This window comes from Kitasatospora sp. SolWspMP-SS2h (genome assembly GCF_003259315.1).
GTDB lineage: Bacteria > Actinomycetota > Actinomycetes > Streptomycetales > Streptomycetaceae > Kitasatospora > Kitasatospora fiedleri.
The window spans coordinates 235639-261214 of the sequence record NZ_QLLT01000007.1 but is presented as its reverse complement, the minus strand read 5'-3'; the positions used below and the strand labels follow the sequence as shown (position 1 = coordinate 261214).

General features: G+C 74.9%; 24 protein-coding genes and 2 tRNA genes. 18 read left to right on the top strand and 8 right to left on the bottom strand.

Annotated elements, in window-relative coordinates; translation table 11 throughout:
• Positions 1 to 194: 194 nt before the first annotated feature.
• From orn to K353_RS11255, 3 genes are all read left to right on the top strand, one after another.
• Complete coding sequence (orn, locus tag K353_RS11265) at positions 195 to 797, top strand: oligoribonuclease (protein WP_100838183.1); 603 nt, start codon at positions 195 to 197, stop codon at positions 795 to 797.
• Positions 798 to 911: 114 nt separating this feature from the next.
• Positions 912 to 987: transfer RNA gene (locus K353_RS11260), tRNA-His, on the top strand.
• 240 nt (positions 988 to 1227) lie between these two features.
• Positions 1228 to 1674 carry a DUF4442 domain-containing protein gene (locus K353_RS11255; protein WP_111553431.1) on the top strand — a complete coding sequence of 149 codons (447 nt, stop codon included), beginning with the start codon at positions 1228 to 1230 and terminating at the stop codon, positions 1672 to 1674.
• Between the two features lie 154 nt (positions 1675 to 1828).
• Here the strand turns inward: K353_RS11255 and K353_RS11245 are convergent, their stop codons facing one another.
• Positions 1829 to 2893: a LacI family DNA-binding transcriptional regulator gene (locus K353_RS11245; RefSeq protein ID WP_111553430.1), complete on the bottom strand. Its 1065-nt coding sequence runs from the start codon at positions 2891 to 2893 to the stop codon at positions 1829 to 1831.
• Between the two features lie 478 nt (positions 2894 to 3371).
• Here K353_RS11245 and K353_RS11240 point away from each other — a divergent pair, with 478 nt between their 5' ends.
• From K353_RS11240 to K353_RS11215, 6 genes are all read left to right on the top strand, one after another.
• Positions 3372 to 4688, top strand: a complete 1317-nt coding sequence (locus tag K353_RS11240; protein WP_111553429.1) for an ABC transporter substrate-binding protein — start codon at positions 3372 to 3374, stop codon at positions 4686 to 4688.
• Positions 4689 to 4797: 109 nt separating this feature from the next.
• Entirely contained in the window at positions 4798 to 5754 is a 957-nt protein-coding gene (locus tag K353_RS11235; RefSeq protein ID WP_111553428.1) for a carbohydrate ABC transporter permease, read from the top strand.
• Position 5755: 1 nt separating this feature from the next.
• Positions 5756 to 6670 (top strand): carbohydrate ABC transporter permease, encoded by a 915-nt coding sequence (locus K353_RS11230; protein WP_111553427.1) that lies wholly within the window; start codon positions 5756 to 5758, stop codon positions 6668 to 6670.
• Positions 6671 to 6735: 65 nt separating this feature from the next.
• On the top strand, positions 6736 to 8187 hold the full coding sequence (locus tag K353_RS11225; protein WP_111553461.1) for a glycoside hydrolase family 1 protein: 1452 nt from the start codon (positions 6736 to 6738) through the stop codon (positions 8185 to 8187).
• Positions 8188 to 8353: 166 nt separating this feature from the next.
• Positions 8354 to 9148, top strand: coding sequence for a hypothetical protein (locus K353_RS11220; protein WP_111553426.1), 795 nt, complete (start codon positions 8354 to 8356; stop codon positions 9146 to 9148).
• 89 nt (positions 9149 to 9237) lie between these two features.
• The gene (locus tag K353_RS11215; protein WP_111553425.1) at positions 9238 to 9801 is read left to right on the top strand and encodes a Uma2 family endonuclease; all 564 of its coding nucleotides are present in this window, start codon (positions 9238 to 9240) and stop codon (positions 9799 to 9801) included.
• 42 nt (positions 9802 to 9843) lie between these two features.
• Here the strand turns inward: K353_RS11215 and K353_RS11210 are convergent, their stop codons facing one another.
• Positions 9844 to 10722: a spermidine synthase gene (locus tag K353_RS11210; protein WP_111553424.1), complete on the bottom strand. Its 879-nt coding sequence runs from the start codon at positions 10720 to 10722 to the stop codon at positions 9844 to 9846.
• Positions 10723 to 10964: 242 nt separating this feature from the next.
• Entirely contained in the window at positions 10965 to 11381 is a 417-nt protein-coding gene (locus K353_RS11205) for a hypothetical protein (protein WP_233533504.1), read from the bottom strand.
• A gap of 335 nt (positions 11382 to 11716) precedes the next feature.
• On the opposite strand from K353_RS11205, the gene K353_RS11200 reads away from it, so the two are divergent.
• A complete protein-coding gene (locus tag K353_RS11200; RefSeq protein WP_111553423.1) occupies positions 11717 to 13114 on the top strand; it encodes a tetratricopeptide repeat protein in 1398 nt (465 codons plus the stop codon).
• Positions 13115 to 13247: 133 nt separating this feature from the next.
• Here K353_RS11200 and K353_RS11195 read toward each other — a convergent pair whose 3' ends face one another.
• Entirely contained in the window at positions 13248 to 13898 is a 651-nt protein-coding gene (locus K353_RS11195; RefSeq protein ID WP_111553422.1) for a histidine phosphatase family protein, read from the bottom strand.
• A 138-nt stretch (positions 13899 to 14036) separates the two neighbouring features.
• On the opposite strand from K353_RS11195, the gene K353_RS11190 reads away from it, so the two are divergent.
• The 7 genes from K353_RS11190 (at position 14037) to K353_RS11160 (ending at position 20019) form a co-directional block, all read left to right on the top strand.
• Complete coding sequence (locus K353_RS11190; RefSeq protein ID WP_111553421.1) at positions 14037 to 15293, top strand: hypothetical protein; 1257 nt, start codon at positions 14037 to 14039, stop codon at positions 15291 to 15293.
• On the top strand, positions 15290 to 16888 hold the full coding sequence (locus K353_RS11185; protein ID WP_111553420.1) for a hypothetical protein: 1599 nt from the start codon (positions 15290 to 15292) through the stop codon (positions 16886 to 16888). Before K353_RS11190 ends, K353_RS11185 begins: the two co-directional genes overlap by 4 nt.
• A 7-nt stretch (positions 16889 to 16895) precedes the next feature.
• A complete protein-coding gene (locus K353_RS11180; RefSeq protein WP_199528066.1) occupies positions 16896 to 18287 on the top strand; it encodes an AAA family ATPase in 1392 nt (463 codons plus the stop codon).
• Between the two features lie 167 nt (positions 18288 to 18454).
• The gene (locus K353_RS11175; protein WP_233533503.1) at positions 18455 to 18853 is read left to right on the top strand and encodes a hypothetical protein; all 399 of its coding nucleotides are present in this window, start codon (positions 18455 to 18457) and stop codon (positions 18851 to 18853) included.
• 141 nt (positions 18854 to 18994) lie between these two features.
• Complete coding sequence (locus K353_RS11170) at positions 18995 to 19537, top strand: bifunctional DNA primase/polymerase (RefSeq protein ID WP_111553418.1); 543 nt, start codon at positions 18995 to 18997, stop codon at positions 19535 to 19537.
• 75 nt (positions 19538 to 19612) lie between these two features.
• A tRNA-Lys gene (locus tag K353_RS11165) sits at positions 19613 to 19686 on the top strand.
• A gap of 90 nt (positions 19687 to 19776) precedes the next feature.
• Complete coding sequence (locus K353_RS11160; protein ID WP_111553417.1) at positions 19777 to 20019, top strand: hypothetical protein; 243 nt, start codon at positions 19777 to 19779, stop codon at positions 20017 to 20019.
• Here the strand turns inward: K353_RS11160 and K353_RS11155 are convergent.
• The 3 genes from K353_RS11155 to K353_RS11145 are packed head-to-tail and all read right to left on the bottom strand — an operon-like array spanning position 20016 to position 22992.
• Positions 20016 to 20681, bottom strand: coding sequence for an LUD domain-containing protein (locus K353_RS11155; protein WP_111553416.1), 666 nt, complete (start codon positions 20679 to 20681; stop codon positions 20016 to 20018). The genes K353_RS11160 and K353_RS11155 overlap by 4 nt on opposite strands.
• Entirely contained in the window at positions 20678 to 22207 is a 1530-nt protein-coding gene (locus K353_RS11150; RefSeq protein WP_111553415.1) for a LutB/LldF family L-lactate oxidation iron-sulfur protein, read from the bottom strand. The genes K353_RS11155 and K353_RS11150 overlap by 4 nt, the downstream gene beginning before the upstream one ends.
• Complete coding sequence (locus K353_RS11145; protein WP_111553414.1) at positions 22204 to 22992, bottom strand: (Fe-S)-binding protein; 789 nt, start codon at positions 22990 to 22992, stop codon at positions 22204 to 22206. The genes K353_RS11150 and K353_RS11145 overlap by 4 nt, the downstream gene beginning before the upstream one ends.
• Before the next feature lie 57 nt (positions 22993 to 23049).
• Here K353_RS11145 and K353_RS11140 point away from each other — a divergent pair, with 57 nt between their 5' ends.
• Complete coding sequence (locus K353_RS11140; RefSeq protein ID WP_111553413.1) at positions 23050 to 23751, top strand: GntR family transcriptional regulator; 702 nt, start codon at positions 23050 to 23052, stop codon at positions 23749 to 23751.
• A 114-nt stretch (positions 23752 to 23865) separates the two neighbouring features.
• Here the strand turns inward: K353_RS11140 and pgi are convergent, their stop codons facing one another.
• Positions 23866 to 25530 carry a glucose-6-phosphate isomerase gene (gene pgi / locus K353_RS11135; RefSeq protein WP_111553412.1) on the bottom strand — a complete coding sequence of 555 codons (1665 nt, stop codon included), beginning with the start codon at positions 25528 to 25530 and terminating at the stop codon, positions 23866 to 23868.
• Between the last annotated feature and the right edge of the window lie 46 nt (positions 25531 to 25576).

The window sequence follows — 25576 nt, the reverse complement described above, 5'->3', positions numbered from 1 at the left end:
GGAGCGCCCGGACCGTCCGGTGGAGCACGCCATCGCGGAGGACGCGACCGGCGAGCAGCCGAGCGCCCGGGGCCGGCAGGCGGCGCACCGCCCGGAGGCCGAGCCGGAGCGCGGGGCGCGCGACGCGGCGGACTTCGCCCCGGACGGGGCGCGTGCGGTGTCGGGGGCGCGCGATCGCGCCGTAGGGTGAAGGCGTGAATGACCGTCTGGTATGGATCGACTGTGAGATGACCGGCCTCGACCTCGATCGGGACGCCCTGATCGAGGTCGCCGCCCTGGTGACCGACTCCGAGCTGAACGTGCTCGGCGAAGGCGTGGATGTGATCATCCGCCCGCCCGCCGAGGCGTTGGCGAGCATGCCCGAGGTGGTGCGGCAGATGCACACCTCCTCGGGCCTGCTCGACGAGCTCGCGGACGGTCTGACCATGGCCGAGGCCCAGGAGCAGGTGCTGGCCTACGTCCGCGCGCACGTCCCGGAGGCCGGCAAGACCCCGCTGTGCGGGAACTCGGTGGCCACCGACCGCGGCTTCCTGGCCCGGGACATGCCCGAGTTGGAAGGGCACCTGCACTACCGGATCGTGGACGTCTCCTCGATCAAGGAGCTGGCCCGCCGCTGGTACCCGCGCGCCTACTACAACAGCCCGCAGAAGGGCGGCAGCCACCGCGCGCTGGCCGACATCCGCGAGTCGATCGCCGAACTCCGCTACTACCGCGAGGCGGTGTTCGTCCCGCAGCCCGGCCCGGACAGCGACACCGCGCGGGAGATCGCCGCCCGCCACCAGGTGCCCACCACCTGACCAGCGGACCGGTCCGATCGGTCGGGGAAACCCTGGCGCGAGCATCCCTCCGCATCCTGTAGAGTTCTTCCTGTCGGAGCGGGAACGCGAGAGCGGGAAAGCACCTGACAGATGGTGGGTGTAGCTCAGTTGGTAGAGCACCTGGTTGTGGTCCAGGTGGCCGCGGGTTCGAGTCCCGTCACTCACCCCATCACACGAAGGCCCCGGTCGAGGAATCGACCGGGGCCTTCGTCGTTCCCGCTCGGAACGCCAGTAAGCCGGTAAGCCGGTAAGCCGGTAGGCCGGCACACCGAAACGCCGAAACGGCTGCGGCGGCGGCGGCGGCGATTCGGGACGGGGGCGCACCGGTCGGAGCGGTCGGTGCCGCGCGGCGGGAGGGGGCCGCCGACCGGGCATGGACGGCCAAACTACCCGCTAGTAACATCGCGGCATGACCACTACTGCGATCGGCGAGCTGCTCACGTCCACCGTCCCGATGGTGAAGACCCTGCAGCTGGAGTACCTGGAGACCACCCCGGAGCGGGCCGTGCTGCGGCTGCCCGACCTGCCGGAGTACCGCAACCACGTGGGCGGGCCGCACGCGGGGGCAATGTTCACGCTGGCCGAGTCCGCCAGCGGGGCGATCGTGCTGGCGGCGTTCGGCGACCAGTTGGGGCGCGCGGTGCCGCTGCCGACGGTCGGCGAGATCTCGTTCAAGAAGCTCGCCCGCGGCGTGGTGACCGCCACCGCGACGCTCGGCCGGCCGGTCGCCGAGGTGATCGCCGAGCTGGACGAGGGACAGCGCCCCGAGTTCCCGATCACCGTGGAGATCACCCGCGAGGACGGCGCCGTCACCGGCGTGCTGGAGATCGTCTGGACCCTGCGCCCCAACTCCTGAGCACCCGGCGGGCCGACCGGGCCGGGGCGACCGCACACCCCGACCCGGGCGGCACGCGGGGAGACCGCGCCCCACGCCCGCCCCCACGCCCGCCCCCGGAACGCCCGCGTCCCACGCCCACCCCCAGCCCGCCTCCCCCGAGCCCGCCCCGCCGTCAGGCGGAGTCGCGGACGATCAGCTCGGTCGCCAGCACCACCTGCCGCCGGGCCCGGCCGCGTTCGTGGATCTCGTCGAGCAGCAGGCGGGCCATGGTGCGGCCCATCTCCTCGATCGGCTGGCGGACGCTGGTCATCGGCGGGTCGGTGTGCCGGGCCACGATCGAGTCGTCGAAGCCGATCACCGCGACGTCGTCGGGGATCCGCCGCCCGGCGGCCCGCAGCACCTGCATCGCGCCGGCCGCCATCACGTCGGAGGCGCAGAACACGCCGTCCAACTCGGGCTTTCGGTCCAGGAGTTCGCGCATCGCGACCCGGCCGCCCTCCTCGGTGAAGTCGGCCAGGCCGACCAGTTCCTCGTCGTAGGCGTGGCCGGCCTCCTCCAGGGCCCGGCGGTAGCCGCCGAGGCGGGCCTGGGCGACCTCCATGTCGAGGGGGCCGGTGAGGGTGGCCACCCGGGTGCAGCCGCGCCGGAGCAGGTGGCGCACGGCCATCCGGGCGCCGCCGGCGTTGTCGGCGTGGACGTAGCTGAGCGGTTCGAGGTCGCTGCGGCGGCCGGCCAGCACGGAGGGGATCTCCAGGCTCTCCAGCAGCCCGGGCAGCGGGTCGTCGCGGTGCACCGAGACGACCAGGACGCCGTCGACGCGCTGGGCGGTCAGGTAGGCCGAGAGCCGGTCCCGCTCGCGCTGGTTGCGGACCAGGATCAGCAGCAGCTGCATGTCCGTCTCGGCGAGTTCGGCCGAGACGCCGCTGATGATGTCGGAGAAGTACGGCTCGGAGAACAGCCTGGTCTCGGCCTCGGGCACGACCAGCGCGATCGAGTCGGTGCGCGAGGTGACCAGGGTGCGGGCGGCCCGGTTGGGCACGTAGCCGAGTTCGGCGATGGCGGTCTGGACGGCTTCGCGGGCCTTGGCGCTGACCCGGGGGGAGCCGTTGATCACTCGGGAGACGGTGCCGCGGCCGACGCCGGCCAGCGCGGCCACCTCCTCCAGGGTGGGGCGCGCGGTGGCTCTGCCGCCGGCGCCCGGATGGAGCGCGTCGGGGCGCTGTGCGGTCGGGCTCATCGCTACACCTCTCGGTCTCTGGGACGGACGGGACGGACGGGGCGGACGGGATGGATCCGGTGGACCCGCCCGGGCCCGTACGGACTGTTCATTGTGGCCGGTCCCGCCGCGTTTCCGACCATCCGGGGCGGTCCGGAGCGGTCCGGGGCGGTCCGGGGCCGACCTGGGCGGGAGCCCGGGAGCGCCGGCGACGGCGGTGACGGGAGTGGAAACGCTCCGGCAACGTTTATGTCACCACGTCTTGACACTCACCCCCGCGACACAGCAACCTTCCGGCATGCCAGCTGTGGGAGCGCTCCCACACTGTAGCCAAGATTCGGCGCACCAAGAACACCCGCGAAGCTCTCGTTTCCCGCTCGGTCAGACCCGCGTCAGACCGGCGTCAGACCCGCATCAGATCCGCGTCACACCCGCTCCAGAACCGCGTCACACCCACGCCACACCCACGGAAGACACCCGGACAAAGGAGTTCGCCCCCATGCGCACCACCTCCCGCCCCCGCAGGGCAGCCGTCGCCGCCACCGCCGTGCTCGCTGCGTCCACCCTGCTGCTCACGGCCTGCTCGTCGAGCTCGGACAAGGGCGGCTCCACCGACGCCAGCGGGAAGATCACCCTCAACGTCGGCGACTTCGGCACCTTCGGCTACGTGGAGGCCGGCCTGTACGACGAGTACATGGCCGCGCACCCGAACATCACCATCAAGTACGACACCGTCCAGGACGGCCAGAAGTACTGGGACGCGCTGACCACCCACCTGGCCTCGGGCAGCGGCCTGGCCGACATCCAGGCGGTCGAGGTCGGCTACATCGCGCAGGCCACCAACACGCTGGGCGACAAGTTCGTCGACCTCGGCAAGACCGAGGGCGTCAACCCGGCCAACTGGCTGGACTGGAAGTCGAAGCAGGCCACCACCCCGTCCGGCTCGCTGATCGGTCTGGGCACCGACATCGGCCCGATGGCGATCTGCTACCGCACCGACCTGTTCCAGCAGGCCGGCCTGCCGACTGACCGCGCGGAGGTCGCGAAGCTGTGGGCGGGCGACTGGTCCAAGTTCGTCGAGGCGGGCAAGGCGTACCAGGCCAAGGCCCCGGCCGGCACCTTCTTCACCGACTCCGCCTCGGGCCTGTTCAACGCCGCGCTGTCGGCCCAGCCCGAGCAGTACTCGGACGCCTCCGGCAAGCTCGTCTACAAGACCAGCGCCGGCGTGAAGACCGCCTGGGACCTCGCGGTCGCCGCCTCGCAGGCGAAGATCAGCGCCGGTCTGCGCCAGTTCCAGGACCCGTGGAACGCCGCGTTCGCCAACGCCAAGTTCGCCACCGTGGTGTGCCCGTCCTGGATGACCGGCATCATCAGCAAGTACTCCGGCGACTCCGGCAAGGGCAAGTGGGACGTCGCCGCCCCGCCGGTCGCCTCCAACTGGGGCGGCGCCTTCCTGACCGTCCCGAAGGCCGGCAAGCACACCAAGGAGGCCGCGGCGCTCGCCGCCTGGCTGACCGCGCCGGAGCAGCAGGCCAAGGTCTTCACCAAGGTCGGCAACCTGCCCTCGACCGTCGGCGGCCTGCAGCAGCCCGCCGTCCAGGGCGCCAAGCAGGAGTACTTCAACAACGCGCCGACCGGCCAGATCTTCGCCGCCGCCGCGCAGTCCATCAAGCCGGCGCCGATCGGCGAGCAGGACGGCAACGTGAAGACGATCATCACCGACAACGGCGTCCTCGACATCGAGGAGCACGGCACCGACCCGGCCAAGGCCTGGGCGAACGTGTCCAAGCTGATCGACGACAAGACCAGCAACTGATCCGGGCCGGCCGCGCGCCGGTAGCCGGTCCCTACTGCCCGGCCGGGTCCGCCCACCCGGCCGGGCGCCGTTCCGCCGCCCCTCGCCACCTCCGGGAAGGAAACCCCAAGTGGCCACCCACGTCCGCGCCGAGGCCCCGCCCGCGCGCCCCGCCTGGCGCTCCCGCCTGTACCGGTTCGACCTGAAGGCCTCCCCGTACGCCTTCATCGCCCCGTTCTTCCTCTGCTTCGCCGCCTTCGGCCTCTTCCCGCTGATCTGGACGGGCTGGCTGTCGCTGCACTACGTCGACCTGCTCAAGCCGGACGTGATGGAGTGGCGGGGCTTCGGCAACTACACCCGCCTGTGGTCGAACGACCAGTTCTGGACGGCGCTGCGCAACACCTTCACCATCGGCGTCATCTCGACCGTCCCGCAGCTGCTGACGGCGCTCGGGCTGGCCCACCTGCTCAACTACCGGATGCGCGGCCGGGGCTTCTTCCGGGTCGCGATCCTCGCCCCGTACGCCACCTCGATCGCCGCCGCGACCCTGGTGTTCGTCCAGCTGTTCAACCCGGACTACGGGTTCGTCAACTGGATGCTGGGCGCGGTCGGGATCCACCCGAACTGGTACTCCGAGACCTGGCCCTCGCAGATCGCCATCTCCACCATCGTGACCTGGCGCTGGACCGGCTACAACGCGCTGATCTACCTGGCCGCGATGCAGGCGGTGCCGAAGGACCTGTACGAGGCGGCCAGCCTGGACGGGGCCAACCGCTGGCAGCAGTTCACCCGGATCACCGTCCCGTCGATCCGCCCGACGATCATGTTCACCATCATCGTCTCCACCATCGGCGCCACCCAGCTGTTCGGCGAGCCGATGCTGTTCGGCGGCGGCGTCGGCGTGTCCGGCGGCTCGGCGCACCAGTTCCAGACGCTCAGCCTCTACCTGTACGAGCTGGGCTGGCCGTCGCGCCAGCTGGGCCGCGCCTCGGCGGTGGCCTGGACGATGCTGCTGCTCCTGCTGCTGCTCGGCCTGGTGCAGTACCTGATCACCCGTTACCGCAAGCGCCACGAGCTGGGAGGCTGACATGGCCGCCACCCTGTCCACTCCTTCCACCCGCGGGGCGGTGCCCGCCGAGCAGGACCGTCCGCGCGGCCTGTTCCGGCGCGGGGCGGGCGACCACGACAAGGCGGGCCCGGTCGCCTACCTGCTGCTCGGGATCGCCGCCCTGGTCTCGCTGTTCCCGCTCTACTGGACCTTCGTCGCGGCCTCCAGCACCGGCGAGCGGGTCGCCCAGTCGCCGCCGCCGATGGTGCCCGGCGGCGAGCTGTGGACGAACATCACCACCGCCTGGGACCAGGCGGACATGGGCACCGCGCTGCTGAACTCCACCGTCGTGGCGGGCTGCGTGTCGCTGTCCACGGTGCTGTTCTCCACGCTGGCCGGCTTCGCCTTCGCCAAGCTGCGCTTCCGGGGCCGCAACGCGCTGCTGACCCTGGTGGTCGCCACCATGACCATCCCGCCGCAGCTCAGCGTCATCCCGCTGTACCGGATCGTCACGAAGCTGGACTGGGGCAACCACCTGCAGTCGGTGATCCTGCCCTCGCTGGTGGCCGCGTTCGGCGTGTTCTTCATGCGCCAGTTCCTGACCGAGGCGCTGCCGTTCGAGCTGATCGAGGCGGCCCGGGTGGACGGCGCGAACAGCCTGCGGATCATCTGGCACGTGGTGTTCCCGATCGCCCGGCCCGCGATGGCGGTGCTCGGCATGCTGGTGTTCGTGCAGTCCTGGAACGACTTCTTCTGGCCGTTCGTGGTGCTCACCCAGCAGAACCCGACCGTGCAGGTCGCGCTCTCCGCGATCGGCGGCGGCTCCGGCCACGACATCAACCAGGCCGTGATCATGACCGGTGCGCTCGTCGGCACCCTGCCGCTGCTGTTGATCTTCGCCGTTCTGGGGAAGCACATCGTGGGCGGCATCACCTCCGGCGCCGTCAAGAGCTGATCCGCCGGAAGTCCGGATACACCGCCTTGTCCACCCTCGAACCATGGGAGCGCTCCCGTATGACCATGACCGATCGGCCCACCGCCGCCCACTCCTCCGTGGCGGCCCCCCGGGTGGCCTTCCCGCCCGGCTTCGCCTGGGGCGCCGCCACCGCCGCCTACCAGATCGAGGGCGCCGCCGCCGAGGACGGCCGCACCCCCTCCATCTGGGACGCCTTCGCCAGGACCCCCGGCAAGGTGCTGAACGGCGACACCGGCGACGTCGCGGTGGACCACTACCACCGCTTCCGCGAGGACGTCCGCCTGATGGCCGACCTCGGCCTCACCTCGTACCGCTTCTCGCTCTCCTGGCCGCGGATCCAGCCGACCGGCCGCGGTCCGGCCGTCGAGCGCGGCCTCGACTTCTACCGCGCCCTGGTCGACACCCTGCTCGAACACGGCATCTCCCCGGTCGCCACGCTCTACCACTGGGACCTCCCGCAGGACCTGGAGGAGGCCGGCGGCTGGCCGGTCCGGGAGACCGCCCACCGCTTCGCCGAGTACGCGGCGCTGGCCGCCGGCGCGCTCGGCGACCGCGTCCCGGTCTGGACCACCCTCAACGAGCCCTGGTGCAGCGCCTTCCTCGGCTACGGCTCCGGCGTCCACGCCCCCGGCCGCACCAACCCGGCGGACGCCCTCAAGGCCGCCCACCACCTCAACCTCGGCCACGGCCTGGCCGTCGGCGCGCTGCGCGAGGTGCTGCCCGCCTCGGCGAAGGTCTCGGTCTCGCTCAACCTGCACCTGGTCCGCCCGCTCACCGACACCCCGGAGGACCGCGAGGCGGCCCGCCGGATCGAGGCGGTCGGCAACCGGGTCTGGACCGGCCCGATGTTCAAGGGCGGCTACCCCGAGGACCTCAAGGCCGACACCGCCCACCTGGTCGACTGGGACGAGCTGGTGCGCCCCGGAGACGAGGCGGAGATCGGCCGTCCGATCGACCTGCTCTGCCTCAACTACTACAACCCGACCGTCGTCTCGGCCCCGCGCGCCGACGCCGCGGGGAGCGCCGAGGCCGCCCGCAACGACGGCCACGGCGACAGCGAGTTCAGCTGCTGGCCGGGCTCCGAGGACGTGGTCTTCCACCTCGCCAACGACGACGTCACCGCGATGGGCTGGCCGATCGACGCCTCCGGCCTGACCGACTCGCTGGTCGGCATGCACCGCGACTTCGGCCTGCCGCTGATGGTCACCGAGAACGGCGCCGCCTTCGACGACGCGGTCGGCCCGGACGGCGAGGTCCACGACCCGGAGCGGGTCCGCTACGTCGAGCTGCACCTGGCGGCCGTGGCCGAGGCGATCGCGGCGGGTGCCGACGTCCGGGGCTACTACCTCTGGTCGCTCCTGGACAACTTCGAATGGGCGTACGGCTACAGCAAGCGCTTCGGCATCGTCCACGTCGACTACGAGACCCAGCGGCGCACCCCCAAGACCAGCGCCCGCTGGTACGCGGAGGTGATCCGGCGCGGGGGGCTCGCCTGAACTCCCGTGCGCCCGCACGGTGTGACGGAGGGTGGGCGACGGGCGTGACCGCGGGGAGTCCCGCTCGTTCTCCCCTGGTGTGCGGACCAACCACGCGAAGCGACCGCGACGTTCGGACACCACCCGGCAGCGGTGGGGCCGGCCCGGGGCACTGGCGGCGGGCGGCATGCTCGCCGCCCAGGTGCTGGGCCTCGGCCTCGGGGCGGCCGACGCCCGCGCCGCCGACACCGGGCGCCCGCCGCACCACCCCGGCCGCGCCCTCGGCACCGTCGTCCGCCCCGGCTCGGACGACGGCGACCCGCTCGACGGGCCGGTCGGCGAGGCGGCGGGCGCAGCCGGTACGGTCGGCGCCGTCGGTGCGGCCGGTGCGGCCGGTGCCGTGGACGCCCTCGACCCGGTCGGCACCGCGAGCGGCGCGGGCGGCGCGCTCCCCCTCGGCTCGGGCGGCGACCGGCCGGTCCAGGGCCTCGGCGCCGCCCTCGGCCACCACCTCGGCACCGGCGAACTCCCGCTCCCCGGCCACCACGCCGACGCCTTCTCGCTCGCCGCCGGCCTGCTCTCCGGCGTCCCCCCGCAGTCCCGTCCCGAGAACGGCCCCCGCGCCTCCCGCTCCGGCCCCGCGAACGGCCGCGAACCCGACGGGAGCACCGCCCCCGGCACTGCCGCGCCCACCGTCCCGGCCCAGCGCACCTCCGCCGGCACCCCCGCCACCACCGCCGCCGCGGCCCTGCCCGCCGCCCCCGCCGAGCCCCGCACCCCGGCCCCCCGCCCCGCCCCGCCGCTCGGCACCCCGGCCCCGCGCCCCGCGCCCACCGCCCCCGACCGCGTCGCCCTCACCGCCGCCCCCACCCGCCCCGCCGGCGAGGGCACCGTCGCCGTCCTGCTCCCCATCGCGGCCGGCCTGCTGCTCACCGCCGCCGCCATGTACAAGCACCGCGGCCTCCCGGGCGGCGGCCACTGACCCGGTCTCCCCCTGGTATCGCCGAACGGCGCCTGTGGAGACAATGGAGGCATTCCGCTCCACGGCGTCGAAGGAAGGTAGGAAGGATCGTGAGTGTCGCCGTTTCCGATCACCCTGGGCCGTGGACGGTCGAAGACGTTCTCGCCCTGCCCGAAGACACCCGCCATCGCATCGAACTGGTCGGGGGGGCCCTGCTGATGAGCCCCAATCCCGGAGTTCCGCACCAGCGAATCAGCTCGCGGCTGTGGGCACTCCTCGATGCCGCAATCCACACCTCGGGCGCCCCGTTCGAGGTGCTGGAGGCCGTCAACGTGCTCGTCCCCGACGGCCTGCTGATCCCCGACCTGGTGATCGCCGACGCGTCCGCCGCCGCCGGGGCGGGGGCCACCCTGCACGCCGACGACGTGGTGGTCGTCGTCGAGATCGCCTCGCCGTCCACCAGGGTCATCGACCGCCGCACCAAGCCCGGCCTGTACGCCGCCGCCGGCATCCCGCACTACTGGCGGCTGGACCTCGACCCGCTGCCCGGCCTCCACCTCGGCCGGCTCGACCGGGACGGCGGCTACCTCGACCGCACCGTCCGGCCCGGTGAATCCACCGCCCTCACCGACCCGTTCCCGCTCGATCTCGATCCGGCCGTGCTGCGCCGCTGACCGCAGGCTGCGGACGGCGGACGGCGGATCGGCGGGGGGCTGTCAGCCGAAGGCCCGCGGCGGCGGGGCCGGGGACGGGACGGCGGTGCCGTCGGTGGTCGGGATGGTGCCGGCCGTGAAGTCGGTGAGGTCGCGGCCGTGCAGCAGGCGGGCCTGGGCGGGGTCGGTGGCCAGGCGGCGGGTGAGTTCGGGGAGCGGGAGGGGGGTGTGGGCGGCCAGCAGGACGAAGTTGCCGAAGCGCTTGCCGCGCAGGACGGCGGGGTCGGCGATCAGGCAGAGTTCGGGGAAGACGGCGGCCAGGGTGGCGGCCTGGGCGCGGGCGAAGGCGAGCGGGCCGCCGTCGGTGATGTTGGCGGCGTAGTGACCGCCGCCGGTGAGGGCGCGGGCGGCGTGGCGGGCGAACTCGACGGTGGCGCAGTGCGCGGGGACCCGGGCGCCGGCGAAGACGTCGGCGATGACCAGGTCGGTGGAGTCGTCGGGGGTGCGTTCCAGGGCGGCGCGGGCGTCGCCGCCGCGGACCTTGATCTGCCAGCCGCGGTCGAGCGGCAGTTCGGCGCGGACCAGCTCGGTGAGCCCGGTGTCGATCTCGGCGACCTGCTGGCGGGAGCGCGGCCGGGTGGCGGCGGTGTAGCGGGCCAGGGTGAGCGCGCCGCCGCCGAGGTGCAGGGCGGTGAGCGGCTGCCGGGCGGGGGCGGCCAGGTCGATCAGGTGGCCGATCCGGCGCTGGTAGGCGAAGCCGAGGTGGCCGGGGTCGGCGAGGTCGACCAGGGACTGCGGCGCGCCGTCGAGGAGCAGCTGCCAGGCGTGCGGCCGGTCGCGGTCGGGGCGGAGCTCGGCGGTGCCGGAGGCGACGGCCGCGGTGAGCGGGCCCTGGCTGTGCGCGCGGCCGGGGACGGCGGGGGTGGTGCGTGGACGGCCCATGGCCCCATTATCCGGTGCCCGCCCCGGAGTGGTCGCCGGTCGGGGTCGCGCCCCGTCGCAGCGCGGGCGGAGCGGCGGGGGGCCCGTCGACGAGGGGGCCCGTCGACGAGGGGATGCGACGGTGGGTGACGGGCGCTGCCCGCTGCGGGGTCGGGCGTTCCGCCCGCTGAGACGACGGTTGCATGCCAACTGGCGTTTCGGGCAGGTTCTCTGATGAGCCGTCAGGAGAAGTCCGGGCGCGCTCAGAGCGGGCCGAGACCGCCCGCGGTGAGGGTGGTGGCGGCTTCGCAGAGCGCGGAGCGCAACACCCAGGCGTCGGTGGGGCGCGGGTACGGCTGGGAGCCGGAGGGCGGGATGATCCAGCGCGGGTCGGTGGGCGGGAGCAGCTCGGCCCCCGGGGTACAGGCGGAGCCGGACAGGTGCCAGCGCAGCGCGGTGCCGGCCGGGACCAGGAAGGCGATCGCGCCGCCGGAGGCGGTCTGCTGGACGGCCCCGCAGGCGCGCCGCAGCCGGAGGATGTCGACCGCCTCCAGGCCGTGCCGGACCTGGACGGTGACGGTGTCGTACTGGACGACGCGGGCGGCCGAGCTCACGGGCGCGGGGGCCGGCGGCGCGGCGGGGACGGCCGGCCGTCGGTACTGGGGAACTCCGGTGGCCATGGGGGACCTCCTGTCGCCTCGGGTCGCGCGGAAACCGGACGGCGCTCCGTCACCCGGTCGTGCGACGGGTGCCCGGTGCGGGAGGGGGCCCGCACCGCCGGTGTCCATGTACCAGGACAACGCGGGACCGGGCGTCCAGGCCACGGCCTCCGATACAGCAAGCCATGGCATTTCATGGCACAACGCGGCAACTAGGTCCGTATTGTCCGCAATTGACCCACCTACTCTCCGCAACTCGACGTGTTCACGCGGTGACTGCCGGTACTGTCGTGGCGACGCGGCGGCCCTCCCCCAGGGGCCGGCGCGACCACCCCGGCACGACCTCGGAGTGCAGCATGGCAGCCACGCGAACCGGCGGGCCCCGTCCGGCGCCCGTCCCCAACCAGGCGATGCGCGAGCTGCGCGGCACCCTCTCGCCGGGGGAGTTCGCCACCCTGGTCCGCCGGGCCGCCCGGGAGATCGGCGAGCACGTGTCCTGCGACGCGCGCTACGTCGGACGGGTCGAGTCCGGCGAGATCCGCTGCCCCAACTACGCGTACGAGCGGGTGTTCCGGCACCTGTGGCCGGAGAAGTCGCTGGCGGAGCTCGGGTTCGCCCCGCGCACGGCGGTCCGCCGCCGGGCGCCGGCCACCGAACCGTCCGTCCCGGCGCACCCGCCGGACGCCCCGCTCCGGTCTGACGAGGAGAACGACGACGTGCTTCGCCGTACGTTCCTGAACGGCGGTCCCACCGCCCTGGCGGCCGTGCTCGGCCTGGACCAGGCCCCGCCCTCCGCCGCCGCCCCGCTGCCCGCCGCCCCGCCGCCCGCGGCCCCGCCCCGGCCGGAGCGCCGCCGGGTCGGCGCGGCCGAGGTGGAGGGCGTCGAGCAGGCGGTCCGCGACATCCGGCTGCTGGACGACGCGCACGGCGCGGACGCCCTGTTCGAGTTGGCCGGGCAGTCGCTGCGCAGCGCCTACGTGCTGCTCAACGACGGCGAGTACAACGCCGCGACCGAGCGCCGGTTGCAGGGCGGAGCGGGCGAACTCGCCATCTCGGTAGGCTGGTTGGCCCACGACTCGAACCGGCTGACGGACGCCAGGTCGTTCTACTCGGAGGCGCTGGCCACCGCCCGGATGGCCCGCGACCCGCACCTGGAGGCGCACGTATTCAGCAACAGCGCCTTCCTGGCCCGGGACGCCGGGCGCCCCCGGGAGGCGCTGCGGGCCGCCCAGGCCGGGCAGGCCGCGGCGGACGGACTCGGCTCGGACCGGCTGCTGTCGCTACTGGCGCTGCGCGAGGCGGGCGGCTGGGCGCTGCTCGGCGACCGGTCGGCCTGCGAGCGGGCGCTGGCCCGGGCGTACGCGCTGTTCGACCGGGGCGAGCGGCCGGACGACCCGGAGTGGATGTCCTTCTTCGGCGAGGCCGAACTGGCCGGGCAGGAGGCGCAGTGCTGGTCGGCGCTGGGCGAGTGGGACCGGGCCGTTGACCGGGCCGAGCGGGCGATCGGCCTCCAGGAGCCGCACTTCGTGCGCAACCGGGTGCTGTACACCGCCGAGTTGGCGCACGACCGGCTGGGCCGGGGCGACCTGGCGGGCGCGGCCGAGCACGGCGCGGCGGCGGTGGCGCTGCTCGACCGGGTCCGGTCCGCGCGGATCCGCGGCATGCTGGCACGGACCGCGGACCGGCTGCGCGGCCACGTCGCCGTGCCGGAGGTCCGGAACTTCCTGGACGGCTACGACGCGGCGGCGGCCTGAGCGGGCGTCAGCACCCGGACTAGCGTCGGCGCTCGCCCGGACGCCAACACCCGGGCGGACGCGAACACCCGGGCGGGCGTCAGCACCCGGGCGGACGTCGGCGCTCGCCCGGACGCGAACACCCGACCGGACGTCAGTGCCCCAGCCGCTCCAGGTGGCTGTGGTCGTTCCAGACCTCGACGGCGGGCAGCCCGTACTCCCAGGACAGCACGCAGAGCGCGGCGGTGCCGAGCTTGAGGCGCTGGCCGTACTCGGCGGGCAGGCCGAGCCAGCGGGCGGTCAGGATGCGCAGCAGGTGGCCGTGGGCGAACAGGACGACGTCGCGGTCCGCGCAGTGCATCGTGGTGGTGTCGGGGTCGGGCGTGCCGTGCTCCGCGTTGAGTTCGGCGAGGAAGCCGTCGACCCGGCCGGAGACCTGGGCCAGCGTCTCGCCGCCGGGCACCCCGTCGCGCCAGATCAGCCAGCCGGGCCGGTCGGTCTCGCGGATCTCGGTGCCGGTGCGGCCCTCGTACTGCCCGTAGTCCCACTCCAGGAGTTCGGGGCGGACGGTGGCGCGGTCGCCGAAGCCGGCGAGTTCGGCGGTCTCCCGGGCCCGGGAGAGCGGGCTGGTGTAGACGGTCGCGTCGGGCAGGCCGTTCCACGGGGCGCGGGCGAGGCGTTCGCCGAGGGCGTGGGCCATGGCGCGGCCCTCGTCGGTGAGCGGGACGTCGGTGCGGCCGGTGTGGCGGCCGGTGGCCGACCAGGAGGTCTCGCCGTGGCGGACCAGCACGATGCGGGCGGGCATGCGGGGTACCTCGTTCGGAAGGGTGCGGTTCACTGGCCCCGCCGTCGAGGGCCACCGCCCCATGATCCCCCACCCGACCCACCGGACCGACCTCCGGGCTCCGCGTTGTCGGCTGCGGATGCGAGACTGGGCCGCACCATGAACGTCTCGCACCTGGGGCAGGCCACCCCGCCGCTGCGGCGGCTCTCCGAGCTGCGCGGCCCGGCGCCGCAGCGCAGCCTCGACGCCCGGGCCCTCGCCGCCCTCGCCGCCAATCCGGGGTGCCGCCGCCGCACCCTGCTGGACGCCGCAGGCGTCGACAAGACCGCGCTCGCACGGCAGTTGGGGCGTCCCGCGCCGTTCGGCCAGTCGCCGTTCGCGATCCGCCGCGGCCTGCAGTTCGAGTCCTGGCTGAAGCGGGACGGCTACGCGGTGCTGCTCGATCCGCTGCGCCGCCGGCTGGGGGTGGCGGCGGACGAGGCGTCCTCGCCCGCCGTGCCGGACCTGCTGCCCGCGGCGGCCCCAGCGGTCCGCGCGGAGCGGACGCTGGCGGCGCTCGCCGAGGCCGCGGCCGATCCGGCGGCCTGGACGCTGCTGGACCACCCGATGCTGCGGCTGGACGTGGCGGGCAGCCCGGCCTACCTGGAGCCGGACGCGCTGGTCGTGCACGCCGGGCGGTGCACCGTGGTGGAGATCAAGTCCTTCCCGGTGCTGGACGGTTCGGCCGATCCGGCGCACGTCGGCGCGGCGGCCCGGCAGGCCGCGGTGTACGTGCTGGCGCTGCAGGAGGCGGCGGCCCGGCTGGCCGGCCGGCCGCTGTCCAGCGACCCGTACGCCGTCCAGGAGCTGCCGGGGGCACCGGAGTTGACGGTGCTGCTGGTCTGCCCGAAGGACTTCTCCGCGCAGCCGGTCGCCGTCCCGGTCGACGTGCGGCGCGAACTGGCGACCACCCGGCGGCAGTTGTCCCGGATGACCAGGGTCGAGCAGCTGCTCGCGGCGCTGCCCGAGGGGGTGACCTTCGACCTGGCCCGGGACGACACGGGCGCGCCGACCCGGCCGGTCGGGGAGCTGACGGCGGCGGTCGACGCGGTGCCCGCCGCGTACGCCCCGGAGTGCATCTCCACCTGCGAGTTGGGCTTCCACTGCCGGGCGCAGGCGCGCTGCGCGGGCGCGGTGGAGCAGTTGGGCCGCGGGGTGCGCGGCGAGCTGGGCGCGCTGCGCACCGTCGAGGAGGCGCTGGCGGCGGCGGAGTCCGGGGCCGCGGTGGAGTCCGGGGCCGTGACGGAGTCCGGGGCCGCGGCGGGCCTGGAGCCGGAGCCGGCGGCCGGGTCGGGCCTGGACGAGGCGTCCGAGCGGCTGGCGTACGCGGCCCGGCTGCGGGCCGAGGCGCTGGCGTCGGCGGAGGGCGCGCGGTGAGCCTGCTGTCCACGCTGGCCCGGTTGGAGGCGGTGCGGGCGCAGCGGGCGCGGCCGTCGGCGACGGTGCGGCACCGGCACCTGTCGGAGCGTCCGATGGTGCTGGTGCCGTTGGCGGCCGCGGGCGAGGCGGGGGCCCCGCTGGCGGTGCTGCTGGGCACCGACCGGGAGGCGCCCCGGCTGCACTTCGTGCCGCAGCCGCTGAACCGCACCCAGCGTGCGGAGTTCCTGGCCGCGGTGGCCCGGGACGTGGTGCCGTACCTGGAGTCGTTCGGGGACGAGGTGGAGCTGCTGGAGGGCTCCGAGAAGGACCCGGTGAGCGGCGAGAAGGTGCCGGTGGTGCGGGAGTTGTGCGCGGACGCGCCGCAGCTGGTGGTGCCGAACGCGGGGGGCGTGGCGCACCTGGCGCTGCTGGGCCGCTCCACCCGGTTCCGCCGCACGGCGCAGGACCCGGATCCGGGCGAGTACCCGGCGCCGACCGAAGTCCCTTTGCTGGGGCGCTGGTTGACGCACCTGACGGACCGGGCGCAGGTGCCGGGCTCCTCGATGCTGCTGACCGTGACCGGTCTGCTGGCGCGGCACTGGGCGACCGGGCAGAGCAACCTGGAGGACCAGCACCTGGCGGCCCGGCTGGCCTGGCACCTGCCGCCGTCCGGGCTGGAGCCGGCCGCGACCGGGGCGGCGGCGGCCGAGTGGGTGGAGTCGGCGCGGGACGGCGACGGCCTGCTGCTGCACCCGCCGGCCGGTCCGACCACCGATCCGAAGTTCGACGAGCGGGTGCTGGCCCCGGCGATCCTGCGGCACGACGCGGCGGTCGCGGTGCGCGAGCGGGCCGAGGCCGCCCGGGACGGCGCGGAGTCCCGCCGGGCGGCGGCCCTGGTCGAGCAGGCGCGGGCCGAGCTGGCCCGGGTGCTGCGCGCGGCGACGCTGCCGACCTGGCACGACGTCTGGTGCGGCCTCGACCTGCTGCGGGCGCTGCCGGCGGCCGGGCACCTGCCGGAGCGCTGGGAGGGCGACCGCTGGTCGTTCACCATGCACCGGGACCGGGTGGCGGCGGGCGAGCCCCCGCAGCCGCGCCGGGACGACGCGGTGACGGCGGCCCGCAAGCTGGCCCAGCGCGAGCGCGAGCAGGCCAGGTTGGAGATCCAGGAGTCGCTGGACGACCCGCTGGCGATGGCGGAGCGCCGGCTGTCCGGCGAGGCGTTCGCCGGCGAGGTGGTGGACGTCGTTCCGGAGTGGTCGGCGGGCCGCTCCCCCAAGCCGCGCCCGCTGCTGGTGGTGCGCACCGACGACCGTCCGCACGCCGATCCGGGCCGCGAGGTGCACCGGGCGCACGCGGAGCCCGCCCAGCGGGCCGAGGTGGTCTCGGCCGCGCCGGGCGAGGTGGTGGTGCGGCTGCTGTCCGGGATGGGGCGCCGCCGGGAGCCGGAGCCGGGCAGCGTGCCGGAGCCGGGCACGGCCGTGGTGTTCACCCTGTTCGAGTTGGCGCCCCGGCAGTCCGCGCCGCTGCCGGACCCGGCGGACACGCCGTGGACGCACGGCGGCCCCCCGGTGGCCGTCGAGGAGGTGTCGGCCGGTGCGGACGAGTGGGAATGATCAGCGCATGGACCTTTCCGGAGCGCCGGTGACCGGCCGTCAGACCTCCTCCCCCGCCGGGCCGGCCCCGGGCGAGGCCGCCGACCGGGCCGTCGCGGGCATCCTGGACGCCGTGGTGCGCCCGGTGCCGGGCGCGCCGCGCGGCGTGGTGGTGGACTCCCCGCCGGGTGCGGGCAAGTCGACGCTGGTGGTGCGGGCGGCCCGCGAGCTGGTCGGCGCGGGCGAGCGGCTGATGATCGTCGCCCAGACCAACAGCCAGGTCGACGACCTGGTCGACCGGCTGGCGTCCAAGGCCCCCGGGATCACCGTCGGCCGGCTGCACGCGAGCGACGCGCGGCCCGCGCCGGAGGCGCTGCGGCATCCGAACGTCACCGCGAAGGACAAGGTCGCCGACCTGCTGGAGCAGGACGTGGTGATCTCCACCGCGGCGAAGTGGCAGTGGGTGCGGACCGAGCAGCCCTGGCGGCAGGCCATCGTGGACGAGGCGTACCAGATGCGTTCGGACGCGCTGCTGGCCGTCGCCCGGCTCTTCGAACGGGCGCTGTTCGTCGGCGACCCGGGCCAGCTCGACCCGTTCACCGTGGTCGGCACCGACCAGTGGGCGGGCCTGTCCTACGACCCGTCCTCCTCCGCGGTGGTGACCCTGCTGGCCCACAACCCGGCGATCCAGCCGCACCGCCTGCCGGTCTCCTGGCGGCTGCCCGCCTCGGCGGCACCCCTGGTGTCCGCCGCGTTCTACCCGTACACGCCGTTCCGCTCCGGCACCGGCCCGGGCGACCGCACCCTGCGGCCGGGGCTGCGCGGGGACGGTTCGGCGGTGGACGCGGCGATCGACGAGGCGGCGGGCAGCGGCTGGGCGCTGCTGGAGCTGCCCGCCCGGCACACCGTCCGCACCGACGTCCAGGCGGTCGCCGCCGTCGCGGCGACCGTCCGCCGGCTGCTGGAGCGCGGGCTGACGGCGCACTCCGAGCAGGGCAGCGCCCCGCTCACCGCGGGCCGGGTCGCGGTGGGCACCGCGCACCGGGACCAGGCCGCCGCGGTGCGCGCCGAACTGGCCCGGCTCGGCGTCCCGGTCGACCCGGCGGCGGGCGAGGCGGTGACGGTCGACACGGCGAACCGGCTGCAGGGCCGCGAGTACGACGTGACGGTCGTGCTGCACCCGCTCTCCGGCCGGCCCGATGCCACCGCGTTCCACCTGGAGACCGGCCGGCTCTGCGTCCTGGCCTCCCGGCACCGGCACGCCTGCATCGTGGTCGCCCGGGCGGGCATCCCCGAGCTGCTCGACGACCACCCGGCCACCGAGCCGGTCCAGCTCGGCGTGGCCGTCAAGTTCCCCGACGGCTGGGAGGCCAACCACGCGGTCCTCGCCCACCTGGCCCACCACCGCGTCCGGCTCTAGGGCCCGTCCGGCCGATCTCGCCGAGCGCTGCCGGGGGCGCGCGGAGCCACCCGTACGCCCCCGGCGGGGAATAGCGCTCGCGGGCGCACCGTTCCGGTTCTGGCGGTCCGCGCGCGACAATGGACGGCGGCCGTCTTTCCCCCGTCACCCCCGGAGGTGCCCCCGTCATGCCCGACTCGCATCCGCAGGCGTCCGACCAGGGCGGTTCGCCGACTCCGGCGGTCGTCCCGCCGGTGCCGGGGCCGGCCCGACGGATCCGTCCGGCTCAGCTGATCTTCGAGCCGGAGGGCGCGGCGCCCGAGCCGGAACGGTTCTTCGACCTGGAGTCGATCGACGACCCGTCCGAACTGCTGTCGCGTTCCACCCAGTTGGCCCTGGCGTTCCGGGCCGCGGCGGAGCGGGCGACGGACTTCCAGGCGCTGGCCGCCGCCCAGCTCGCCGATCCGCGCCGGTTCGACGCGCTCTCCGCGGAGCAGATCGCCGAGCGGGCGGACTGGACGCCGGACTACGCGGTGAAGATGGTCGAGTACGGCCGGTCGCTGCAGCGGCGCGGCCCGGAGGAGTAGGGCCCGTCCTCGAACCCCCGCCGCCGGCTCCGCCAGGCCGCTGGCATATGCGGCGGACGATGATACGCCCGGACCGCCGCCGCTGTCCGGCGAACGCCGTTTTCGGCGCGCCCGGCCGCGCCGCCGGGCCACCCTGGCCGGGTGGACATCTGGACCTATCAATCGGTGGAGTACGTCAGTGTCGCCGGGGAGGCGTGGCTCGCCTCCGCCAGCGAGTACCCGAGCAGCATGCGCGCGCTGTGGGAGGCCCGCCCGTGGGCGCCCGCGGTCCTGCCGTGCGGCCGGGTCTTCGACGTGATCAGCCTGCCGGCGGTGTTCGGCCGCCGGGTGCTGGACGAGCTGTGGACCTCGGGCCCGGGCTGCGGCCCGGTGGCGGCGTACCGGGGCCGGACGCTGCTGTTCGTGCAGCCGGGGACGGCGGCCCGGCTGCGGTCCCTGCTGGCCTGGGAGGAGTGGGCCCGGGACGTGCCGCCGCTGCTGTGCCACGGCCCGGGGGACGCGATCACGGTGCCGCCGGTGCAGCGGGCGATCGACGAGCCGGAGTCCTCGTCCAGCCGGTGGATCGTCGCGCCGGACACCGGCGAGCCCTGGCTGCCGGGGGCCTCGGTGGTGCTGTGGGCGTGCGTCCGGGCGGCGCGCGGCCGGACCCGGGAGGCGGGCGACCCGGGGTCGAACGCGCGCTGAACGGGGGGTGCCGTCCGGGCCGGAATCGATTTGGGCCCCGGCCCCGGCCGCTGCTAGAGTCTTCCACGTCAGCAGGCGCCGCTAGCTCAGTTGGTTAGAGCAGCTGACTCTTAATCAGCGGGTCCGGGGTTCGAGTCCCTGGCGGCGCACCGACAGCGAGAGGCCCCCCTTCACCGGGGGGCCTTTCGCGTTGCGCCGCACACCCGGAGGGTGTGTAAAGGGCTGCTAATGTCCGGGTCATGGCGTCCGACGATCTTCACTCCGACTGGGCCGCCTGGCTCGGCGCGGAGCTCGCCGAGGCCGAGGCGGCCGCCCTGCGCGCGCACCGGCGGGAGCGCCGCAGACGGGGTCTGGGCCGCGCGCTGGCCTGGACGGGTGCGGTGGCGCTGGCGGCCGGCCTCGGCTTCGGGCTGGTGTACACGGCGCAGCACGGCCCGGCCCCGCGCCCGGCGGTCTCCGCCCCGCCCAGCCCGGCCGGCTAGCCCGACCCGTCCGGCGAGCCCGGCCCTGCCGCCCGGTCCAGCAGGACGACCACCAGCCGGCGGGGCCCGTGGACGCCCTTGACCCGGATCATCTCGATGTCGGCGGTGGCGGACGGCCCGCTGACGAAGGTGAGCGGCCGGGCCGGGTCGAGCCGGGCGAGCGCGCTGGGCAGCGCGGAATGCACCTGTTCGGCCCGGACCACGCACACGTGCAGGTCGGGCAGCAGGGTGGCGGCGCGGCGCCCCTGGGCGGGTCCGCCGTCGAGGACCAGGGTGCCGGAGTCGGCGACGGCGACCGCGCAGGCCGTCAGGACGGCGTCGGTGGCGTCGAGTTCGGCCTTCCCGAGCGGCGGCCGGTCGGTGCGCACCTCGCCGTCCCACCCGGCGGGCAGCCACCCGGCGGGCAGCCCGTCCGGGACGACGAGGCTGCGGGCGCCCTCGTCCGCGAGCGCCCGGGCGACGGCGGGGCCGGGGTCCGCGGCGCGCAGCACGGTGGCGCCGTACTCGGCGAGCCGTTCGGCGAACAGCGCGAGCACGGCGGGCCGGTCGCCGGGGTCGAGGCCGGGGGCGTGCCGGAGGTAGTCGCGGGGCGGTGCGGGGGCGGGCGGGACGGCGGCGGCGCGGATGCGGCGCAGGATCTCGTCCCGGGCGGTGCCGGTCATGCGTGTCCTCCTCGGTTCCGTGCGGCCCGCCCGCCGGGTTCGTCCGGCCCGCCGGGTTCGTCCCGCCCGCCTGGTTCGTCCCGTCCGCCACGCCCGTCCCGTCCGGCGCGCTCGTTCCGCTTCCACCAGCTGCGGAAGGACTCCCCGGGGATCTCGGGCAGCGCCCGGTTGTCGGTCCAGCCGCCGAGCGGGCCGGGCAGCGCGGTGCGCCGGGGCAGCAGCGGTCCGACCAGTCCGGCGCCCTTCACGGCGGCCTTCCACACCGCGGGGCGGGCCATCACCGCGCCGACGGTGTTCAGCGCGGCCCGTTCCACCGGGTGCCGTCCGCCGTCGGCGACCTGGGCGCGCAGGTCGAGCAGCACGTCGGTGAACCGGATCCGCACCGGGCAGACCTCGTTGCAGGCGCCGCACAGCGTGGAGGCGTACGGCAGGGAGGCGGTCTGCGCGTCGTCGAGGCCCTTGAGCAGCGGGTTGAGGATCGCGCCGATCGGCCCGGGGTAGACGGAGCCGTAGGCGTGGCCGCCGGTGCGCTCGTAGACGGGGCAGGTGTTCATGCAGGCGCCGCAGCGGATGCAGCGCAGGGCCTGCCGGCCGACCGGGTCGGCGAGGGCGCGGGTGCGGCCGTTGTCGACCAGGACGAGGTGGACGTCGCGCGGTCCGTCGCCGTCCGTGGTGCCGGTCCAGGTGCTGGTGTAGGGGGCCATCCGCTCGCCGGTGGCGTTGCGGGCCAGCAGTTGCAGGAAGACTTCGAGGTCCTGCCAGTCGGGGACGGTCTTCTCCAGGCCGACGACGGAGATCAGGGTGTCGGCGAGGGTGAGGCACATCCGGCCGTTGCCCTCGGACTCGACGACCACCAGCGTGCCGGTCTCGGCGACCACGAAGTTGGCGCCGGAGACGGCGACCCTGGCGCCGAGGAACTTCTCCCGCAGGTGCAGCCGGGCGGCTTCGGCGAGTTCGGCGGGGTCGTCGGTGAGCCCGTCGGGGGCGGGACGGCCGTGCCGGCCCATCTCGCGGGCGAAGATGTCGCGGATCTCGCTGCGGTTGCGGTGCAGCGCGGGGACGACCACGTGCGAGGGCAGGTCGTCGCCGAGCTGGACGATGGTGGCGGCGAGGTCGGTCTCCCGGGCGTTGATCCCGGCGGCCTCCAGGGCGGCGTCGAGGCCGATCTCCTCGGTCAGCATCGACTTGACCTTGACGATCTCGCGCTCGCCGGTGGCCCTGACCAGGTCGGTGACGATCCGGTTGGCCTCGGCGGCGTCGCGGGCCCAGTGCACGGTGCCGCCGGCCGCGGTGACCTTCTCCTCGACCTGGAGCAGGTACCGCTCCAGGTCGGCCAGCACCCGGTCCTTGATCGCGGCGGCGCTGTCGCGCAGCTGCTCCCAGTCGGGGCGTTCGGCGGCCAGCACGGCCCGCTTGCCCCGGATGGTGTGGGTGGCGCGGCGGACGTTCTCCCGCAACTGCCGGTTGTCGACCTCACGTTCGGCGGCCTCGGGGAACGCGGGCCAGCCCAGGAACGACCTCGTCATCGCACGGCCTCCGCCACCGGGACACCGGGCAGCGGCCCGTCCTGGGCGGTGCGGGCCAGGATCTCCACCAGGTGCAGGGTGCGCACCCGGTGGCCGTCCCGGGTGAGCCGGCCGCCGATGTTCATCAGGCAGGAGTTGTCGACGGCGGCCAGCACCGGCGCCCCGGTCTCCAGGACGTGCCGGGCCTTGTCGCCGTTCATCGCGCCGGAGACCGCCGGGTTCTTCACCGCGAAGGTGCCGCCGAAGCCGCAGCACTCCTCCTGCGCGGGCAGTTCGACGAGGTCGATGCCGTCGACGGCGCGCAGCAGCCGGTGGGGCCGGTCGCCCAGCCGGGCGGCCCGCAGGCTGTGGCAGGTGGGGTGGTAGGTGACCCGGTGCGGGAAGTGCGCGCCGACGTCCTCGACGCCCAGCCGGTCGGTCAGGTACTCGGTCAACTCGACTACCCTGGGGGCGAGTTCGGCCACCTCCCGGGCCAGCCCGGGGTCGCCGACAGCGGCCAGGGGGTACGCCTCGGCGGGCATCCCGGCGCAGGAGGCGGAGGGGACGACGATCTCCTCGTAGCCGCCGAAGGTGTCCACGAAGTGCCGGGCGAGCCGGGCGGTCTCCCGGCGGTAGCCGGTGTTGAAGTGCATCTGCCCGCAGCAGCTCTGGCCCGGCGGGAAGTCCACCTCCACGCCCAGCCGGCGCAGCAGGGTGACGGCGGCGCGGCCGGTGCCGGGGAAGAGGGTGTCGTTCAGGCAGGTCACGAACAGGGCGGTCCGGGAGCGGGGGGCGTTCGGAGGCATGCCCGCATCATAGATGCAAGCTTAGATGCAAGCCAGCGGGCGTGGCAGAATGACGACGTGAGCGACCCCGCCCTCCCCAGCGCCGACCCCGCCCTCCCCAGCGCCGACCCCGCCCGGCCCAGCGCCGATCCCGCCCGGCCCAGCGCCGACGCCGTCCTCCCCACCGCCGACCGGGCCTACCGGCACGTCCGCACCCGCCTGCTGGACGGCAGCTGGCCCGGCGGCACGCTGCTCTCCGAGGGCGTCGTCGCCACCGAGCTCGGGCTCTCCCGCACCCCCGTCCGCGAGGCGTTCCTGCGCCTGCAGTCCGAGGGCTTCCTGCGCCTGTACCCCAAGCGCGGCGCCCAGGTCGTCCCGATCGCCCCGGGCGAGGCCCGTGACGTCCTCGCCGCCCGGGTCCTGTTCGAGCACGCCGCCGTCGACGCCCTGGCGGCCCGCGGCCCCGCCGCGCTGGCGGCCGCCGCCGCGGAGCTGCTGGCCGCCTGCGAGCACCGCGACCCGCACCCCGTCGAGGCCGGCCGGCACTTCCACCTCACCCTGCTGCGCGCCGCCGGGAACCCCGTCCTGACCTCCCTCTACGAGACGCTCTGGGACCGGCAGGTGCGGATCTCCGCCACCGCGACGGCCTCCCCCGCGCACGCGGAGCGGGACCACGCCGAGCACCTGGCGCTGGCCCGCGCCCTGGCCGCCCCCGACCCGGCGCTGGCCCGCGAGCTGGTCACCGCGCACGCCGGCTCCCTGCTGGCCCGGGTCACCTGAGGCACCCGGAGCCCGGGGCGCCCCCGGCACAGGACGCTCCCGGCCCGGGGCACGCGAAGGGGGACGGCCGGAGCTCCCGGCCGTCCCCCGCTCCCCCGTCGGGTCCGAAGGGCCCTACTCCCGGCCGCGCAGCTCGCGGTACCGGCCGACCAGGTGGGCGGTGGAGGCGTCCAGCGCGTCGGTGCCCTCGCCGGTGAGCAGCACGGGCTCGATCTTCTTGGCGAGCACCTTGCCGAGCTCGACGCCCCACTGGTCGAAGGAGTCGATGTCCCACACCGCGCCCTGGACGAACACCTTGTGCTCGTAGAGGGCGATCAGCTGGCCGAGGACGTGCGGGGTCAGCTCGGGGGCCAGGATGGTGGTGGTCGGGTGGTTGCCGCGGAAGGTCTTGTGCGGCACGAGTTCGGCGGGCACGCCCTCCGCGGCGACCTCCTCGGCGGTCTTGCCGAAGGCCAGCGCCTGGGTCTGGGCGAAGAAGTTGGCCATCAGCAGGTCGTGCTGGGCGACCAGGCCGGGCTGGAGGTCGGCGACCGGCCGGGCGAAGCCGAGGAAGTCGGCGGGGATGACCTTGGTGCCCTGGTGCAGCAGCTGGTAGTACGCGTGCTGGCCGTTGGTGCCGGGGGTGCCCCAGACCACCGGGCCGGTCTGCCAGGAGACCGGGTTGCCCTCGCGGTCCACGGACTTGCCGTTGGACTCCATGTCGAGCTGCTGGAGGTACGCGGTGAACTTCGACAGGTAGTGCGAGTACGGGAGCACGGCGTGCGACTGGGCGTCGAAGAACGCGCCGTACCAGACGCCGAGCAGGCCCAGCAGCAGCGGGACGTTCTCCTCCGCGGGGGCGGTGCGGAAGTGCTCGTCGACCAGGTGGAAGCCGGCCAGCATCTCGCCGAACCGCTCCGGGCCGATGGCGATCATCAGCGAGAGGCCGATCGCGGAGTCGAAGGAGTAGCGGCCGCCCACCCAGTCCCAGAACTCGAACATGTTGGCGGTGTCGATGCCGAAGTCGGCGACGCCCCGGGCGTTGGTGGAGAGCGCCACGAAGTGCTTGGCGACGGCCTCCTCGCCGGCGCCGAGCCGCTCCAGCAGCCAGTCGCGGGCGGCGACCGCGTTGGTGACCGTCTCGATGGTGGTGAAGGTCTTGGAGGCGACGATGAACAGCGTCTCGGCGGGGTCCAGGTCGCGGACCGCCTCGTGCAGGTCGGCGCCGTCGACGTTGGAGACGAAGCGGACCGTCAGGTCGCGGTCAGTGTAGGAGCGCAGCACCTCGTAGGCCATCGCGGGGCCGAGGTCGGAGCCGCCGATGCCGATGTTGACGACGTTGCGGATCCGCTTGCCGGTGTGGCCGGTCCACTCGCCGGAGCGCACCCGGTCGGAGAAGGCGGCCATCTTGTCGAGGACGGCGTGCACGGCGGGCACCACGTTCTCGCCGTCGACCTCGACGACGGCGCCGCGCGGGGCGCGCAGCGCGGTGTGCAGGACGGCGCGGTGCTCGGTGGTGTTGATCTTCTCGCCGCGGAACATCGCGTCGCGCAGCTCGGCGACGCCGGTGGCGGCGGCCAGTTCGCGCAGCAGGTCCAGGGTGCGGTCGGTGACCAGGTGCTTCGAGTAGTCGACGAAGAGGTCGCCGACCTGCAGGGTGTAGCGCGTGCCGCGGTCGGGGTCGGCGGCGAACAGCTCGCGCAGGTGCTGTTCGCCCAGCTCTGCCCGGTGCTTCCCCAGCGCGGCCCACTGCGGGGTGCGGTCCAACGGGGTCCGGCCGTTGGCGGGGGTGTCCGACATCGGTTGCTCCTAGCGTCGTCGGGTGCAGATACCGGCTGGTTCCGGC

Bases quoted from the DNA above. Each gene is read 5' to 3' on its own strand.
- K353_RS11160 (WP_111553417.1), top strand. From the start codon at position 19,777: ATGGCGTCCGACGATCTTCACTCCGACTGGGCCGCCTGGCTCGGCGCG.
- K353_RS11175 (WP_233533503.1), top strand. From the start codon at position 18,455: ATGCCCGACTCGCATCCGCAGGCGTCCGACCAGGGCGGTTCGCCGACT.
- K353_RS11200 (WP_111553423.1), top strand. From the start codon at position 11,717: ATGGCAGCCACGCGAACCGGCGGGCCCCGTCCGGCGCCCGTCCCCAAC.
- K353_RS11225 (WP_111553461.1), top strand. From the start codon at position 6,736: ATGACCGATCGGCCCACCGCCGCCCACTCCTCCGTGGCGGCCCCCCGG.
- K353_RS11190 (WP_111553421.1), top strand. From the start codon at position 14,037: ATGAACGTCTCGCACCTGGGGCAGGCCACCCCGCCGCTGCGGCGGCTC.
- pgi (WP_111553412.1), bottom strand. From the start codon at position 25,530: ATGTCGGACACCCCCGCCAACGGCCGGACCCCGTTGGACCGCACCCCG.
- K353_RS11155 (WP_111553416.1), bottom strand. From the start codon at position 20,681: ATGACCGGCACCGCCCGGGACGAGATCCTGCGCCGCATCCGCGCCGCC.
- K353_RS11230 (WP_111553427.1), top strand. From the start codon at position 5,756: ATGGCCGCCACCCTGTCCACTCCTTCCACCCGCGGGGCGGTGCCCGCC.
- K353_RS11245 (WP_111553430.1), bottom strand. From the start codon at position 2,893: ATGAGCCCGACCGCACAGCGCCCCGACGCGCTCCATCCGGGCGCCGGC.
- K353_RS11180 (WP_199528066.1), top strand. From the start codon at position 16,896: ATGGACCTTTCCGGAGCGCCGGTGACCGGCCGTCAGACCTCCTCCCCC.
- K353_RS11145 (WP_111553414.1), bottom strand. From the start codon at position 22,992: ATGCCTCCGAACGCCCCCCGCTCCCGGACCGCCCTGTTCGTGACCTGC.
- K353_RS11195 (WP_111553422.1), bottom strand. From the start codon at position 13,898: ATGCCCGCCCGCATCGTGCTGGTCCGCCACGGCGAGACCTCCTGGTCG.
- K353_RS11210 (WP_111553424.1), bottom strand. From the start codon at position 10,722: ATGGGCCGTCCACGCACCACCCCCGCCGTCCCCGGCCGCGCGCACAGC.
- K353_RS11255 (WP_111553431.1), top strand. From the start codon at position 1,228: ATGACCACTACTGCGATCGGCGAGCTGCTCACGTCCACCGTCCCGATG.
- K353_RS11240 (WP_111553429.1), top strand. From the start codon at position 3,372: ATGCGCACCACCTCCCGCCCCCGCAGGGCAGCCGTCGCCGCCACCGCC.
- K353_RS11150 (WP_111553415.1), bottom strand. From the start codon at position 22,207: ATGACGAGGTCGTTCCTGGGCTGGCCCGCGTTCCCCGAGGCCGCCGAA.
- K353_RS11220 (WP_111553426.1), top strand. From the start codon at position 8,354: ATGCTCGCCGCCCAGGTGCTGGGCCTCGGCCTCGGGGCGGCCGACGCC.
- K353_RS11205 (WP_233533504.1), bottom strand. From the start codon at position 11,381: ATGGCCACCGGAGTTCCCCAGTACCGACGGCCGGCCGTCCCCGCCGCG.